The organism is Curtobacterium sp. SGAir0471, from assembly GCF_005490985.1.
Lineage (GTDB): Bacteria > Actinomycetota > Actinomycetes > Actinomycetales > Microbacteriaceae > Curtobacterium.
Window position 1 is genome coordinate 858,005 of the sequence record NZ_CP027869.1, and the last position, 15,265, is coordinate 873,269.

Here is a 15,265-nt window from a genome sequence, read left to right on the forward strand (position 1 = left end):
TCGTAAGGTGATCCGCATGATCCGCTACCTGGCGCGTCGACTCGTGTACTACGTCGTGCTCGTGTTCCTCGCCACGTCGCTGACGTACTTCCTGGCGTCGGCAACGTTCAGCCCTCGATCCGTCTACGCGGAGCGCAATCCGGCACCGCCGACCGCCGTGGTCGACGCGAAGCTCGACCACATCGGGGTGAACGACAAGACGCCGGTCATCGTCCGGTACGGGCACTGGCTCGGCGACGCGGTGCAGGGCAACCTCGGCCAGACGATCCAGGACAAGAGCGTCAACGATGCGTTCTGGCCGCGCCTGGGCGTCAGCCTGCGGCTCCTGCTCGTCGGGTCCGTCATCGGCATCGTGCTCGGCGTGCTGCTCGGTGTCTGGAACGCGATCCGGCAGTACCGGCTGTCCGACCGGGTGAGCGCGATCATCTCGATCTTCCTCATCTCGACACCGGTGTTCCTGACCGCGGTGTTCCTGAAGATCGGGGCGACGAAGCTCAACCAGGACACCGGCACGCAGCTCATCAACTTCACCGGCGAGGCGACGCCGGGGCTGACCGGCAGCTGGTGGGACCTGTTCCTCGACCGCGGCGTGCACCTGCTCCTGCCGACGATCTCGATCGCACTCGGGCTCATCGCCATCTACAGCCGGTACCAGCGGGCGACGATGCTCGACGTGCTCGGCTCGGACTTCCTGCGGACCGCTCGTGCGAAGGGGCTGACGAAGGGACGTGCGACGTTCAAGCACGGTCTGCGCACGGCGCTCATCCCGATGACGACCCTGTTCGCGTACGGGTTCCTCGGCATCCTGACCGGTGCGACCTTCACGGAGAAGATCTTCGGGTGGAACGGGCTCGGTGCCTGGTTCATCGACGCGGTGCAGAACAACGACGTGAACTCCGTCACCGCGTACACCCTGTTCGCGGCCGTCGTGGTGCTGCTCGCGGGGTTCCTCGCCGACACCATGACCGCCGTGCTCGACCCGCGTGTCCGGAGGGCCTGACATGACCGACACCCGCATCGAACCGGTCGACGGGTCGACCGTCGCACGAGCGGACACTCCGCTCCCCGGAACGCCGGCACCGGGGCGGAAGCAGCGCAACCGCTTCGTGCAGACCGTCGTCCGCGTGTTCATGAACCGCGGCGCCGGGGTCGGCCTCGTGACCATCCTCGTGCTGTTCGCGTTCGCCTTCATCGGTCCGCTCGTCAGCCCGTGGGGGTACTCGCAGATCGACTACACCGCGTTCACCCAGCCGCCGAGCGGAACGCACTGGTTCGGCACGAACGGCATCGGGCAGGACGTCTTCACGCAGACCGCCCGTGCGATGCAGAAGAGCCTGCTCATCGGGCTGCTCGTCGCGGTGTTCTCCACCGCCCTCGCCGCCCTGGCCGGAGCCGCCGCCGGGTACTTCGGCGGTTGGACCGACCGCATCGTGATGTTCTTCGTCGACGTGCTGCTCGTGCTGCCGTCGTTCCTGATCATCGCGATCATCAGCCCGCGGATCCAGGACTCCGGCTGGATCGTGCTGGTCGTCCTCATCGCGGCCTTCGGCTGGATGGTCACCGCCCGCGTGGTCCGTTCGATGACGCTGTCGGTGAAGGAGCGCGAGTTCGTGCGCGCGGCGCGGTACATGGGCATCGGACCGTTCCGGATCATCGTGCGGCACATCCTGCCGAACGTGGCGTCGTTCCTGATCATCGACGGCACGATCCAGGTCGGTGCAGCGGTGCTCTCCGAGACGAGCCTGAGCTACTTCGGCTTCGGCGTGCAGCCGCCGGACGTGTCGCTCGGCACGCTCATCGCGCAGAACCAGGACGCCGCGCTCACGTACCCGTGGCTGTTCTACTTCGCGGCCGGCGCCCTCGTGGTCTTCGCGCTCGCGGCCAACCTGCTCGGCGACGGGCTGCGCGACGCGCTCGACCCGACGTCCGCGACGGGCAAGAAGCAGAAGCGGACCGGTCGGAAGCGCGACCAGGACCAGGCAGCGGTCGACGCCGCGACCATCACCACGCAGGCAGGGGCCGGCGCATGAGCACCACCACGACCACCACCGAGACCGTCCTGCGCGTCCGCGGACTCGACGTCCGCTTCCCGACCCCGCGTGGTGAGGTCCACGCTGTCCGCGGCGTCGACCTCGAGCTGCGTCGGGGTGAGGTCCTCGGCATCGTCGGGGAGTCCGGCTCGGGCAAGTCCGTGACGAGCATGGCGATCCTCGGCCTGCTCCCGGAGACCACGAAGGTCACGGGCTCGATCGAGCTCGAGGGGCAGGAGCTCGTCGGCCGCAGCGACAAGCAGATGAGCAAGCTCCGCGGCGCGAAGGTCGCGATGGTCTTCCAGGACCCGCTGTCAGCCTTCACCCCCGTCTACACGATCGGCGACCAGATCGCGGAGACCGTCCTCGTGCACCGCGGCGGCACCAAGCAGCAGGCCCGCGAGCGCGCGGTCGAGCTCCTCAAGCTCGTCGGCATCCCGCAGGCCGACCGGCGGGTGGACGCCTTCCCGCACGAGTTCTCGGGCGGCATGCGGCAGCGCGCGATGATCGCGATGGCGATGGCGAACGATCCGGACGTGATCCTGGCCGACGAACCCACCACGGCGCTCGACGTGACGATCCAGGCACAGATCATCGACGTGCTCCGGACCGCGCAGCGGGAGACCGGTGCGGCGCTCGTCTTCGTCAGTCACGACCTCGGGGTCATCGCCGGCATCGCCGACCGCATCGCCGTGATGTACGCGGGCAGGATCGTCGAGACCGCGAGTGCCGAGGAGCTGTTCGCCCGGCCGCGGATGCCGTACACGATCGGCCTGATCGGCGCGCTGCCCCGGCTGGACGAGTCGAGCGGCGGGCCGCTCGTGCCGATCCCCGGCTCGCCGCCGTCCCTGATCGGGCTCGCCGACGCCTGCCCGTTCGCCGATCGGTGCCCACTCGCCGCGGCGGTCTGCCGCGGCTCGGAGCCACCGCTCGCCGCGATCGACGTCGCGGCGGGTGTCCCCGGCGAAAACCCGATCGACATCTCGGTGCCGCACGCCGTCGCCTGCCACCGGTACGAGGAGGTCGCCGCGGCGCACGCCGATGCGGGCGCGATCTTCCACCTGCCGGAGATCCCCGAGACCGGCACCGCGGTGACCGGGCCGACCGATCGCGCCGCACGCGACGCCGTCGTCCGGGTGGAGGGCCTGACGAAGACCTTCCCGCTGCTGCGCGGTGCGCTCTTCAAGCGGAAGGTCGGTGAGGTCTTCGCCGTCGATGGTGTCGACCTCGACATCCGGAAGGGCGAGACCCTGGGACTCGTCGGCGAGTCCGGATCCGGCAAGTCCACGACGCTCCACCAGCTGATGGACCTGGACCGACCGGAGCAGGGCAGCGTCGAGTTGTTCGGTCGGCCCGTGGTCGCCACGAAGCAGCTGCGGCAGCGCATCTCGATGGTGTTCCAGGACCCGGCGGCGAGCCTCGACCCGCGCATGTCGGTGTACGACGTCGTCGCCGAGCCGCTCCGGGCGATCGGGGCGTCGTCCGACCGGATCGCCGAGCGCGTGCCGGCGCTCCTCGGACTCGTCGGACTCCGCGCCGCCGAGGCCGACCGCTACCCGCACGAGTTCTCGGGTGGACAGCGGCAGCGCATCTCGATCGCACGGGCGCTGGCCACCGAGCCGGAACTCGTCGTGCTCGACGAGCCGGTCTCCGCGCTCGATGTGTCGATCCAGGCCGGGGTGCTCAACCTGCTCGCCGACCTCAAGGCACGCCTGGGACTGTCCTACCTGTTCGTGTCGCACGACCTGTCGGTGATCCGGCACGTCGCGGACCGCGTCAGCGTGATGTACCTCGGCCGCACCGTGGAGGAGGGCGCCGTCGACGAGGTCTTCGAGCGGCCCATGCACCCGTACACGGCGGCGCTCATGTCGGCGGTGCCGGTGCCGGACCCCGTGGTGGAGCGGTCGCGGCGGACGATCCTGCTGCCGGGGGACCCGCCGAGCCCGACCGAACGCCCGACCGGGTGCCGGTTCCGCTCGCGCTGCCCGCTGTACGCGATGCTGCCCGAGTCCGAGCAGCAGCGCTGCCGTGACGAGGTGCCCGAGAAGGCGGCGCGCCGCGGCGCGGAGCGCGACCACCGCGCGGCCTGCCACTACCCGGAGAAGGTGCCACAGCTGGTCGCGTGACCAGCCGACGGACTGGAGGCGCGGGGTCGGCTGGCACCGTGCCTCCCGTCCGTCACCCGCTCACGTCACGACCGTGCGCGACTCACCGGAACAGCTGCGGGAACGCCTGCGCCACGAACGGGTACCCCACGAACACCACCGCGTCGAGCAGGCAGTGCGTGATCACGAGGGGGAGCAGCCGTCCCCACCTCGTGTAGATCCACCCGAACACGATGCCCATCACCGCGTTCCCCACGAAGGCCCCGAAGCCCTGGTACAGGTGGTAGCTGCCGCGCAGCACGGCGGTCGACAGGATCACCTGCCAGCGACCCCACCCGATGCCGCCGAGCCGCTCGTACAGGTACCCGATGACGATGACCTCCTCCTGCAGGCCCGACCGGACCGCCGAGAGCAGCAGCACCGGGATGGTCCACCAGTAGGTGTTCAGCGCCGCGGGGTCGACGTCCACGGCGAAGCCGAGCGCCCTGCCCGTGAAGTACAGCGCGAGCCCGGGGATGCCGATGCCGAGCGCGATGAGCGCCGCGCCCCCGAGGTCCGGTCGCACCCGGAACCGGTCGATCCCGAGTCGGTGCAGGTGGGGGCGGCGGGCGCTCCAGAGGAGGTAGCAGACGAGCGCGACCGGGGCGAGGTCGACCGCGATGCCGACGAGCTGCCGCGCGAGGTCGACGTACTGCACGGTCGTGGTCGACGTGTTGAGCGCGGTGGACTGCTGCCCGAGCGGGGTCGTCTGCGACAGGTCGTCGATGATCTGCAGCACCGAGTACAGCGCGCTGCCGCCCAACGAGAGCAAGAGGACGATCGTGATCTCGATCCACGTCCGCCGTCGCGTCATGCGCTGTACTCCTCAGGGTTGCGAACTACCGGTAGACTGGCGTGTCGGGCGTTCCAGCCCACCCACGGGCAGTGCCACCACGGCGCGAGAGCCGCCGTCGGCCGCCCGATCTTCTTACGAACACTTGAAGGATGTCCTGTATGGCGCTCGCCACCCGGTCCGACCTGCGCAACGTCGCCATCGTGGCACACGTCGACCACGGCAAGACCACCCTCGTCGACGCGATGCTCACGCAGACCAACTCGTTCGACGCCCACTTCGAGGGCGAAGACCGGATGATGGACTCGAACGACCTCGAGCGCGAGAAGGGCATCACCATCCTCGCGAAGAACACCTCGGTGCTCTACAACGGGAAGCACGCCGAGGAGTTCAACCCGGGCGGTCGCATCACGATCAACGTGATCGACACCCCCGGCCACGCCGACTTCGGTGGTGAGGTCGAGCGCGGCCTCTCCATGGTCGACGGTGTCGTGCTGCTCGTCGACGCGTCCGAGGGCCCGCTGCCCCAGACCCGCTTCGTGCTCCGCAAGGCGCTCGCCGCGAAGCTCCCGGTGATCCTGCTCGTCAACAAGACGGACCGCCCGGACTCGCGCATCGACGAGGTCGTCTCCGAGTCGCAGGACCTGCTCCTCGGCCTGGCCTCCGACCTGGCGGACGAGGTCGACGACCTCGACCTCGACGCGATCCTCGACGTGCCCGTCGTCTACGCGTCCGGTCGTGCCGGTGCCGCGTCGCGCAACAAGCCCGAGGACGGCTCGCTGCCCGACAACGACGACCTCGAGCCGCTGTTCGAGGCGATCCTGCAGCACGTCCCGGCCCCGAAGTACGACGACGAGCACCCGCTGCAGGCGCACGTCACGAACCTCGACGCCTCGCCGTTCCTCGGCCGCCTCGCGCTGCTGCGCATCTTCCACGGCACGATGAAGAAGGGGCAGACGGTCGCGTGGGTCAAGCACGACGGCACCGTCGCGAACGCCCGCATCACCGAGCTCCTCATCACGAAGGCGCTCGACCGCTACCCGGCCGAGTCCGCCGGCCCCGGTGACATCGTCGCCGTCGCGGGCTTCGACACGATCACCATCGGTGAGACGCTGTCCGACCCCGAGGACGTCCGTCCGCTGCCGACCATCACGGTCGACGACCCGGCGATCTCGATGACCATCGGCACGAACACCTCGCCGCTCGTCGGCAAGGTCAAGGGCCACAAGCTCACGGCCCGCATGGTGAAGGACCGCCTGGACCGCGAGCTCATCGGCAACGTCTCGCTCAAGGTGCAGGACATCGGCCGCCCGGACACCTGGGAGGTCCAGGGCCGCGGTGAGCTGGCGCTCGCCATCCTCGTCGAGCAGATGCGCCGCGAGGGCTTCGAGCTCACCGTCGGCAAGCCGCAGGTCGTCACGAAGCGTGACGAGAACGGCAAGCTCCTCGAGCCCTACGAGCACATGACGATCGACACGCCGGAGGAGCACCTCGGCGCGATCACGCAGCTCATGGCCGCGCGCAAGGGTCGCATGGAGAACATGACGAACCACGGCACCGGCTGGATCCGCATGGAGTTCATCGTGCCGTCGCGCGGGCTCATCGGCTTCCGCACGTCGTTCCTCACCGAGACCCGCGGCACCGGCATCGCGAACGCGATCGCGCACGGCTACGACGAGTGGGCCGGCCCGATCCAGACCCGCATCAACGGCTCGATCGTCTCAGACCGCGCCGGTGTCGTCACGCCGTTCGCCATCACGAACCTGCAGGAGCGCATGACGTTCTTCGTCAACCCGACGGAGGAGGTCTACGAAGGCATGGTCATCGGCGAGAACTCGCGCGCCGACGACATGGACGTGAACATCACCAAGGAGAAGAAGCTCACGAACATGCGTTCGGCGAACGCCGACTCCTTCGAGTCGATGACGCCGTCGCGCCAGCTCTCCCTCGAGGAGTGCCTGGAGTTCGCGCGCGAGGACGAGTGCGTCGAGGTCACGCCCGACAACGTCCGCATCCGCAAGGTCGAGCTCGATGCGCAGGCCCGCCAGCGCGCCTACGCCCGCCTGAAGCGCCAGGACGCGTAGCCAGCGGAACGGCACCAGCCTGGAGGCACGCCCTCCACGACCGGCCCGGTCACCTCGTCGAGGTGGCCGGGCCGGTCTCGGTTGTAGCGTGGGGTGCGTGACCCTCGACCTCCTCTCCCTGTACCAGGACCTGCACGCCCACCCGGAGCTCGGCTTCCAGGAGCACCGCACCTCCGGTGTCATCGCCGACCGGCTCGCCGAGATCGGCGGGATCGAGGTCACCACGGGCGTCGGCGGCACGGGCGTCGTGGGCGTCCTGGCGAACGGCGACGGCCCGGTCGTGTGGCTCCGCGCCGACATGGACGGTCTGCCGGTGCAGGAGCGCACCGGCCTGCCCTACGCGAGCACCCACACCGGTCGCGACGACGAGGGCGGCGAGGTCCCGACCATGCACGCCTGCGGGCACGACATCCACGTGACGTGGCTGCTCGGCGCCCTGGAACGGCTCGTCGCCGACCGTGGGGCGTGGCACGGCACGGTCGTGGCCGTGTTCCAGCCCGCAGAAGAGGTGATCTCCGGCGCCCGCGCGATGCTCGAGGACGGCCTCGTGGAGCGCTTCCCGCGGCCGGACGTCGTGCTCGGGCAGCACTCCGCCCCGGCTCCGGTCGGCATCGTCGCGGTCGGCAGCGGCCCCGTGATGGCGTCGAGCGACCGCCTGACCGTCACCTTCAACGGCCGTGGTGCGCACGGGTCGGCGCCGCAGGCATCGCTCGACCCGATCGTCACCGCCGCGAGCGCCGTCGTGCGCCTGCAGACCGTGGTCTCCCGCGAGGTCTCGCCCTCCGACGCGGGCGTCGTCACCGTCGGGAGCTTCCACGCCGGGACCCGTCCGAACATCATCCCGGACCAGGCGGTCATCGAGATCTCGACGCGGGCCCGCAACGAGGAGACCCGCGAGCGCATCATCGCTTCGATCGAGCGCATCGTCCGTGCCGAGAGCGCAGCGGGTGGCCTCGACGCCCCGACGATCGAGCGTGCTCCGGGCGCCGAGGTCACCGTGAACGACGCCGAGGCCGCTGCCCGCGTGCTCGACGCGCTCCGCGGTGCCGTGCCGGACGCCCGTGACCTGGAGATCGGTCTCGCGATGGCGTCGGAGGACGTCGGTCAGCTCGCGACCGCGGCGGGCGTGCCGCTCGTGTACTGGTTCACCGGCATCACCGACCCGGAGCTGTTCCGCCGCGGCGAGGAGATCCCGAGCAACCACTCGCCGTTCTACGCACCGCAGGCCGAGACGGCGATCCCGGTCGGCGTCGACGCCCTGACGGCGGCCGCGCGCGCCTGGCTGTCCTGAGGCGACCCCTTCCGCGAAACGCAACTCCGGCGGCAGCGCGCAGCGCCACAGCGCTGCGAGCAGCCGCCGTCGTTGCGTTCCGCGGGGCGCGGCGGGCGGGAGACTTCCCAGGGAACGCACGCCGCGCCTCCCGGCAGTCCACCTAGGGTGTCCGCATGCGCACGACCCGGACCCTCATCGCCGCCGTCACCGCGGGCATCGCCCTGGCGGGCCTGACCGGCTGCTCCGCCGACGCGGTGCAGCAGGCAACCGACCTCGGTTCGTCGGTCGCCTCGAACGTCAGCGAGACCGTGCAGGGGATCGACGGCAAGGCGATCCAGGACGGCATGGCCTCCGTCGCCGGTGGCATCGACGGCGCCCTCGACGCGGCGCTCTCGGGCACCGGGGTGACGAGCGACGGCAAGGTGCCGGACGGCTTCCCGACCGCTGACGTCCCGCTCGTCGACGGCACCGTCCTGGGCGGCGGGGCCGGCCCGAACGGCTCCGGGTGGGTGGTGCAGGTCCGCGTGGCCTCCGTCGACGACTTCCGGGCGGCCGCAGAACAGCTCGCAGCGGCCGGGTACACCGAGTCCGCGAAGCGCGAGGACGCGTCGAGCGCCTTCGGGCTGTTCCGCAGCGAGACGCACCGCGTGGTGCTGACGGTGTCCGAGTCGAAGGACGGCGTCACCGCGACGTACATCGTCACGCCGCGGTAGCGAAGTACCCTGGGACGCGATGTCCAAGGCTCCCGCACCGCGTCCCGAGCGCGTCCTGTTCGTGCACGCCCACCCCGACGACGAGACGCTGTCGTCCGGCGGCACCATCGCCACCCTGCTCGAGCTCGGCGCCGAGGTGACCGTGCTCACCGCGACCCGGGGCGAGCGCGGCGAGATGCTCACCGAGACTCTCGCGCCGCTCTTCGGCGACGGACCCCGGGTCGCCGCGCACCGTGAGACCGAGATCGCCGCCGCGCTGGCCGCCCTCGGGGGTCCGGCGCACCTGTGGCTCGGCAGCGGGGGAGCGCGCCCCACGGACCTGCCCGAGCGTCGGTACAGCGACTCCGGCATGCAGTGGGGACCCGACGGACGAGCCATCGCCGCCGACGACGCCCCGGCCGACTCGCTCACGGCGGCCGACCTCGGCGAGGTCGTCGACGACGTCCGCGCAGCGATCCGCTCGACGGGTGCGGACGCCGTGGTGAGCTACGCGGACGACGGCGGGTACGGCCACCCGGACCACGTGCGGGTGCACCACGCCGCCCGGTACGCCGCCCGTGCCGAGGAGGTCCCCTTCTCCATGATCGTGCCCGCGGACTCCGACGAGGTCGACCTGACCGTCGACGTCCTCCCCGTCCGGGCGAAGGTGCGCGCAGCCGTCGAGCAGTACCGGTCGCAGGTCACGATCGATCCCGTGGACCCGGCCGATCCGCAGCGCCTGACCTGGGTGATGCCGCACGGTGTCCGACAGGAGGCTCCCGCGGTCGAGGCCTTCCGGCACGACGCCGACCCGGTGCCGCCGGCACCGCAGACCTTCGCCGAGCTCTCCCGTCAGGGGAAGGTGACGGCGGTCGTCGTCGCCGCGGTCGCCGGGTTGGTCGTCGGCGCCCTCGGGACCGTCACCCACCAGCAGCGGCTCGGGGGCTTCCCGGTCGGCATGGTGCTCACGACCCTCATCGTGCTCGGCATGGTCGTCGGGCTGCGGCTCCTGTACCGCTCGCGGGCGATGGTCGCGGCGGCCGGCATCGCGATCATCGTCGCGACGCAGGTCCTGGTGAGCGTCGGCGGTCAGTCGTCACCGCTCGTGCTCGCGAACCCCGCCGGGTACGTCTGGACCTTCGCACCGGCGGTGATCGCGGCGTTCACCCTGGCGTGGCCCGACCTGTCCGGCCTCCGTGCCCGCGCGGCAGCGGCGTCGGCAGGTGCGGGCGCCGGACCGGCGGCGTCGGCTCCTGCGTCGTCCCCGGACCCCTCGGACCCTGCGGCGTCCGGGGCTCCCGGACGCCGCGGGTAGACTCGACAACGCTCAGTCCGAAGGGAGCACCCGCACCGTGACCTACGTGATCGCCCAGCCCTGTGTCGACGTCAAGGACCGCGCCTGCATCGACGAATGCCCGGTCGACTGCATCTACGAGGGTGACCGGTCGCTCTACATCCACCCCGACGAGTGCGTCGACTGCGGTGCGTGCGAGCCGGTCTGCCCGGTCGAGGCGATCTACTACGAGGACGACCTGCCGGACGAGTGGGCCGACTACTACAAGGCCAACGTCGAGTTCTTCGAAGAGGTCGGTTCGCCCGGCGGCGCCGCGAAGGTCGGCGTGATCCACAAGGACCACCCGGTGGTCATGGCCGAGCCCCCGCGCGGCTGACCCGGACCGATCCGTGGCGCTCGACCTCCCCGACTTCCCCTGGGACCAGCTCGTCCCGTTCAAGCAGCGCGCAGCGGCGTACGAGGGCGGCATCGTCGACCTCAGCGTCGGCTCGCCCGTCGACCCGACCCCCGAGGTCGTCCGACAGGCCCTCGCCCGCGCGACCGACGCGCACGCGTACCCGCAGGTCGCCGGGACGCCCGCGCTGCGCGAGGCGATCGCCGACTGGTACGGCCGTCGGCACGGCATCGCGCTGACCCCGGAGCAGGTCCTCCCGACGATCGGGTCGAAGGAGTTCATCGCCGGGCTCGCGCTCTGGCTCGGCATCGGTCCGGGGGACACCGTCGTGTTCCCGGAGGCCGCGTACCCGACCTACGAGCTCGGCGCCGCCCTCGTGCGTGCCGAGGCGCTGGCGTCGGACGACCCAGCCACGTGGCCGGAGAGCACGAAGCTCGTGTGGCTGAACTCGCCGGGCAACCCGGACGGCCGCGTGCTCTCCGTCGAGCAGCTCCGCGCCGCGGTGGCACGGGCGCGGGAGCTCGGCGCCGTCGTCGTCGGTGACGAGTGCTACGCCGAACTCGGGTGGGAAGCGCCGTACGACAGCGCCCCGACGCCCTCGATCCTCGACCCGCGGGTCGTGGGTGACCGGGTCGACGGCGTGCTCAGTGTCTACTCGCTGTCGAAGCAGTCCAACCTCGCCGGCTACCGTGCCGCGTTCGTCGCGGGCGACGCCAGGATCCTGGCCGATGTCCTGGCGGTCCGGAAGCACACCGGCATGATGCCGCCGCTGCCCGTGCAGGAGGCGATGATCGTCGCCCTGGCCGACGACACCCACGTGCAGCAGCAGAAGTCCCGGTACCGCGCTCGACGGAACATGCTCCGACGGGCACTCGAGGGAGCGGGCTTCCGGATCGACCACAGCCAGGCGGGCCTGTACCTCTGGGCGACCCGTGGCGAGGCCGCGCTCGACACCGTCGGGTGGCTGGCGGACCGCGGCATCCTCGTCGCACCCGGCACGTTCTACGGGTCGGCCGGGGCGGAGCACGTGCGTGTGGCGCTCACGGCGAGCGACGACCGGATCGCGGCGGCGGCGCAGCGCCTGGCGAGCGCCCGACGGCTCGCGGTCTCCTGATCCGGCCACCCGGGTTCTCCTGGCATACGAAATACCGACAGACTGGTCCGTTAGAACTCCTTCCGGTCGAACCGCACCCCGCGGTCCCACAGGAAGGAACACCGTGAAGCGTCCCGCACTGATCACCACCGCCGTCGCACTCGGCCTCGGCCTGGCACTCAGCCCGATCGCCGCGAACGCGGCCCCGGCCGACACGTCCTCGGTCTCCGAGGTCGCGTCGGCGGCGCCGGCCGCGCCGCGCGACACCACGAGCTACGAACAGCTCGAGGACGTCTACTACGACCTGCTCTTCGGCGGCTCCGGCGCGACGAGCATCCTCGTCAAGGCTGCGCCCGGTGCCGAGGTCGCCTACTCGGTGAACGGCGTCGCGCAGACGAAGCAGGCCGACGGCCGCGGGCGCGTCACCTTCGACGTGACCTTCGAGCGTGCCGTCAACGACGTCGCGCTCTCGCAGGCCGTGAACGGCGTCTCCTCTGCCGTGAAGACGTTCCAGTACGACTTCAGCTGATGCCGTCGGTGGGCGGAGCAGTCGTGCGGCGTGGTCCAGGACCGATCCCGCGGCTGTTCCGCCCGCCGCGCAATCCGTGGAATCCACCAGATCTCCGCCTCCCGGTGGTGCACGACCGACAGTCGGCGCAGTTAGGCTGTCACCGTGACTGACACTGCCAACGATGCTCAGAAGACGGCCACACCGCCCACCACGCCCGTCCCCGTCAGCCCCGCCGCCGCAGAGTCGACGGAGACGGCAACGCTGACGTTCCCGGGGGGCACGGCGGAGTTCCCGATCCTGCCGAGCGTCGACGGCGCGTCCGCCATCGACATCTCCTCCTTGAAGAAGCAGACCGGGCTCAACACGCTCGACTACGGCTTCGTCAACACCGGCGCGACGAAGAGCGCCATCACGTACATCGATGGCGACCAGGGCATCCTGCGCTACCGCGGGTACCCCATCGACCAGGTCGCCTCGGGGTGCACCTACCTCGAGGTCGCGTGGCTCCTCATCTACGGCGAGCTCCCCACCGCCGAGGAGCTCGAGGGCTTCGACGCCCGCATCCGGCGGCACACGCTGCTGCACGAGGATCTCCGTCGCCTGTTCGACGCCCTCCCGCACTCGGCGCACCCGATGTCGGTCCTGTCCAGCGCCGTCAGTGCGCTGTCCACGTACTACGAGGACGACATGGACGTCGACGACCCGGAGAAGGTCGAGCTGCAGACCGTCCGGCTCCTCGCCAAGCTCCCGGTCATCGCCGCCTACGCGCACAAGAAGGCGATCGGTCAGGCCTTCCTCTACCCGGACAACACGCTGTCGTTCGTCGACAACTTCCTCCGGCTGAACTTCGGCACCATGGCCGAGCCGTACAAGCCGAACCCGGTGCTGTCCAAGGCGCTCGAACGGCTCCTCATCCTGCACGAGGACCACGAGCAGAACGCCTCGACGTCGACGGTCCGCCTGGTCGGCTCGACCAAGGCGAACATGTTCGCGTCGATCTCGGCGGGCATCAACGCGCTGTACGGTCCGCTGCACGGTGGTGCCAACGAGGCCGTGCTCGAGATGCTCCAGCAGATCAAGGACTCCGGCGAGCCGGTGTCGCGCTTCGTCGAGCGGGTCAAGAACAAGGAACGCGGCGTGAAGCTCATGGGCTTCGGGCACCGCGTCTACAAGAACTACGACCCGCGCGCGAAGCTCGTGAAGGAGTCGGCGCACGAAGTCCTGCAGTCGCTCGGCGTGCAGGACGACCTGCTCGACATCGCGATGGAGCTCGAGCAGATCGCCCTCGAGGACGAGTACTTCGTCAGCCGGAAGCTCTACCCGAACGTGGACTTCTACACGGGCATCATCTACCGGGCGATGGGCTTCCCGCCGCGGATGTTCACCGTGCTGTTCGCCATCGGGCGTCTGCCGGGCTGGATCGCCCAGTGGCGCGAGCTGAACAACGACCCGCTGAACAAGATCGGTCGCCCGCAGCAGCTCTACGTGGGACACCCGGAGCGGGACCTCCCCGCCCGCTGACGCCACGATCGGCGGCTTCCGGCGCGAACGGAGCCGAGCGGGCCTGTTCTGTCACGCTCATGCTCGTAGCGCGACGTACTTCGCCCGTTCGGTCACGTCCGCGCGGCGTGTCCTGCACGCTCGGCGACGCGGGTGCGTCGGCGAGCGGTGTCGGACGGGAGGCGCGGTGCGGGCGGGCAGCGCGCCTCCCGTCCGACGCTCCGTCCGTTCCTTCCCATCACGAGCGTCAGGCAGGCGGAAGCGGACATCCCTGGCGGTTCCGGCGGACCAGGTACGCCCGGTTCGACCAGGTACGCCCGGTCCGGCCGGATTCTCCGGTGCGCGCGCTCCGGGCGCGCGGGCGGCAGAGTGCATGCGCGTCGCGCAGCAGACCGCCCTGCGCTACGCGTGCAGCGCCGTGTTGAGCTGGATGCCCTGACCCTGGCGCTGCAGGGCCTCGACGGCACCCGAGATCGAGTTGCGGCGGAACAGCACGTTCGGCACCCCCGACAGCTCCGCTGCCTTCACCGTGCGCGGCGTGCCGTCGGGGCTCGGCGCGGCGCCCACGAGGACGACCTTGGTGCCCGCCGTGACGTAGAGCCCGGCCTCGACCACGGAGTCGTCACCGAGGGAGATGCCGAGGCCGGCGTTCGCACCCAGCAGCGCCCGCTCCCCGAGCGACACCCGGTGCGTCCCGCCGCCGGACAGCGTGCCCATGATGGAGGCGCCGCCACCGATGTCGGTGCCGTTGCCCACGACCACGCCCTGCGAGACCCGGCCCTCGATCATGGCGTCGCCGAGGGTGCCGGCGTTGAAGTTCACGAAGCCCTCGTGCATGACCGTCGTGCCGGGGGCGAGGTGCGCGCCGAGCCGGACCCGGTTCGCATCGCCGATGCGCACGCGGTCCGGGACGACGTAGTCGAGCAGGCGGGGGAACTTGTCGACCGCGTGCACCGCGATGCCCGCGCGCTGCAGCACGGGACGCAGCCGCGTCAGAGCATCCGGGTGGACGGGGCCGGCGTTGGTCCACGCGACGATCGGAAGGTGGCCGAAGACGCCGTCGAGCGAGATCTCGTTCGGCCGCACGTGCAGGTGGCTGAGCAGGTGCAGGCGCAGGTAGGCGTCGGGCGTGCTGGCCGGTGCGTCGTCGATGACGATCTCGGTCGTCACGGCCTCGACCCGGACGTCGCGGCGAGGGTCGTCGCCGACGTGCGCCTCGAGCTCGGGCGGGAACACCGCGTCGGACGGTCGTGCGCCGAGGTGCGTCTCCGGGTACCAGGTGTCGAGGGTGGTGCCGTCCGCGGCGACGGTCGCGAGGCCGTGGCCCCAGGCGTGCGTGGGTCGGTCGGTGGCAGCGGTCGCGTCGGTCACGCCACCAGGGTAGCGAGCGGGCCGCGCGGCGACCCGTCCAGGGAGACGGTCTGTGGAGAACGCTCCGAGCGTGATCCGACCGGTCT

At 70.8% G+C, this 15,265-nt stretch carries 13 protein-coding genes; 11 read left to right on the top strand and 2 right to left on the bottom strand.

Going from position 1 to position 15,265, the window contains the following annotated elements; all coding sequences use genetic code 11:
• Positions 1–16 precede the first annotated feature (16 nt).
• The 3 genes from C1N91_RS04025 to C1N91_RS04035 are packed head-to-tail and all read left to right on the top strand — an operon-like array spanning position 17 to position 4,156.
• The gene (locus C1N91_RS04025; protein WP_137766706.1) at positions 17–1,000 is read left to right on the top strand and encodes an ABC transporter permease; all 984 of its coding nucleotides are present in this window, start codon (positions 17–19) and stop codon (positions 998–1,000) included.
• Between the two features lies 1 nt (position 1,001).
• Complete coding sequence (locus tag C1N91_RS04030; RefSeq protein ID WP_137766707.1) at positions 1,002–2,030, top strand: ABC transporter permease; 1,029 nt, start codon at positions 1,002–1,004, stop codon at positions 2,028–2,030.
• The gene (locus C1N91_RS04035; RefSeq protein WP_137766708.1) at positions 2,027–4,156 is read left to right on the top strand and encodes a dipeptide ABC transporter ATP-binding protein; all 2,130 of its coding nucleotides are present in this window, start codon (positions 2,027–2,029) and stop codon (positions 4,154–4,156) included. The genes C1N91_RS04030 and C1N91_RS04035 overlap by 4 nt, the downstream gene beginning before the upstream one ends.
• A gap of 82 nt (positions 4,157–4,238) precedes the next feature.
• Here the strand turns inward: C1N91_RS04035 and C1N91_RS04040 are convergent, their stop codons facing one another.
• The gene (locus C1N91_RS04040) at positions 4,239–4,988 is read right to left on the bottom strand and encodes a CPBP family intramembrane glutamic endopeptidase (protein ID WP_137766709.1); all 750 of its coding nucleotides are present in this window, start codon (positions 4,986–4,988) and stop codon (positions 4,239–4,241) included.
• Positions 4,989–5,128: 140 nt separating this feature from the next.
• Here C1N91_RS04040 and typA point away from each other — a divergent pair, with 140 nt between their 5' ends.
• From typA to C1N91_RS04080, 8 genes are all read left to right on the top strand, one after another.
• Positions 5,129–7,051 carry a translational GTPase TypA gene (typA, locus tag C1N91_RS04045; protein ID WP_058749301.1) on the top strand — a complete coding sequence of 641 codons (1,923 nt, stop codon included), beginning with the start codon at positions 5,129–5,131 and terminating at the stop codon, positions 7,049–7,051.
• 97 nt (positions 7,052–7,148) lie between these two features.
• Complete coding sequence (locus C1N91_RS04050; RefSeq protein ID WP_137766710.1) at positions 7,149–8,342, top strand: amidohydrolase; 1,194 nt, start codon at positions 7,149–7,151, stop codon at positions 8,340–8,342.
• Positions 8,343–8,497: 155 nt separating this feature from the next.
• On the top strand, positions 8,498–9,037 hold the full coding sequence (locus C1N91_RS04055; RefSeq protein ID WP_137766711.1) for a hypothetical protein: 540 nt from the start codon (positions 8,498–8,500) through the stop codon (positions 9,035–9,037).
• 19 nt (positions 9,038–9,056) lie between these two features.
• A complete protein-coding gene (locus C1N91_RS04060) occupies positions 9,057–10,331 on the top strand; it encodes a PIG-L family deacetylase (RefSeq protein WP_137766712.1) in 1,275 nt (424 codons plus the stop codon).
• A 37-nt stretch (positions 10,332–10,368) separates the two neighbouring features.
• Complete coding sequence (gene fdxA / locus C1N91_RS04065; RefSeq protein WP_058728223.1) at positions 10,369–10,686, top strand: ferredoxin; 318 nt, start codon at positions 10,369–10,371, stop codon at positions 10,684–10,686.
• Positions 10,687–10,699: 13 nt separating this feature from the next.
• Positions 10,700–11,818, top strand: a complete 1,119-nt coding sequence (gene dapC, locus C1N91_RS04070; RefSeq protein WP_137766713.1) for a succinyldiaminopimelate transaminase — start codon at positions 10,700–10,702, stop codon at positions 11,816–11,818.
• Between the two features lie 103 nt (positions 11,819–11,921).
• Positions 11,922–12,326, top strand: coding sequence for a hypothetical protein (locus C1N91_RS04075; protein ID WP_137766714.1), 405 nt, complete (start codon positions 11,922–11,924; stop codon positions 12,324–12,326).
• Positions 12,327–12,470: 144 nt separating this feature from the next.
• Positions 12,471–13,829 carry a citrate synthase gene (locus C1N91_RS04080; protein ID WP_269084447.1) on the top strand — a complete coding sequence of 453 codons (1,359 nt, stop codon included), beginning with the start codon at positions 12,471–12,473 and terminating at the stop codon, positions 13,827–13,829.
• Between the two features lie 381 nt (positions 13,830–14,210).
• Here C1N91_RS04080 and dapD read toward each other — a convergent pair whose 3' ends face one another.
• Positions 14,211–15,179: a 2,3,4,5-tetrahydropyridine-2,6-dicarboxylate N-succinyltransferase gene (gene dapD, locus C1N91_RS04085; protein WP_137766715.1), complete on the bottom strand. Its 969-nt coding sequence runs from the start codon at positions 15,177–15,179 to the stop codon at positions 14,211–14,213.
• Between the last annotated feature and the right edge of the window lie 86 nt (positions 15,180–15,265).

Bases quoted from the DNA above. Each gene is read 5' to 3' on its own strand.
- typA (WP_058749301.1), top strand. From the start codon at position 5,129: ATGGCGCTCGCCACCCGGTCCGACCTGCGCAACGTCGCCATCGTGGCA.
- C1N91_RS04025 (WP_137766706.1), top strand. From the start codon at position 17: ATGATCCGCTACCTGGCGCGTCGACTCGTGTACTACGTCGTGCTCGTG.
- C1N91_RS04030 (WP_137766707.1), top strand. From the start codon at position 1,002: ATGACCGACACCCGCATCGAACCGGTCGACGGGTCGACCGTCGCACGA.
- C1N91_RS04055 (WP_137766711.1), top strand. From the start codon at position 8,498: ATGCGCACGACCCGGACCCTCATCGCCGCCGTCACCGCGGGCATCGCC.
- C1N91_RS04040 (WP_137766709.1), bottom strand. From the start codon at position 4,988: ATGACGCGACGGCGGACGTGGATCGAGATCACGATCGTCCTCTTGCTC.
- C1N91_RS04060 (WP_137766712.1), top strand. From the start codon at position 9,057: ATGTCCAAGGCTCCCGCACCGCGTCCCGAGCGCGTCCTGTTCGTGCAC.
- C1N91_RS04035 (WP_137766708.1), top strand. From the start codon at position 2,027: ATGAGCACCACCACGACCACCACCGAGACCGTCCTGCGCGTCCGCGGA.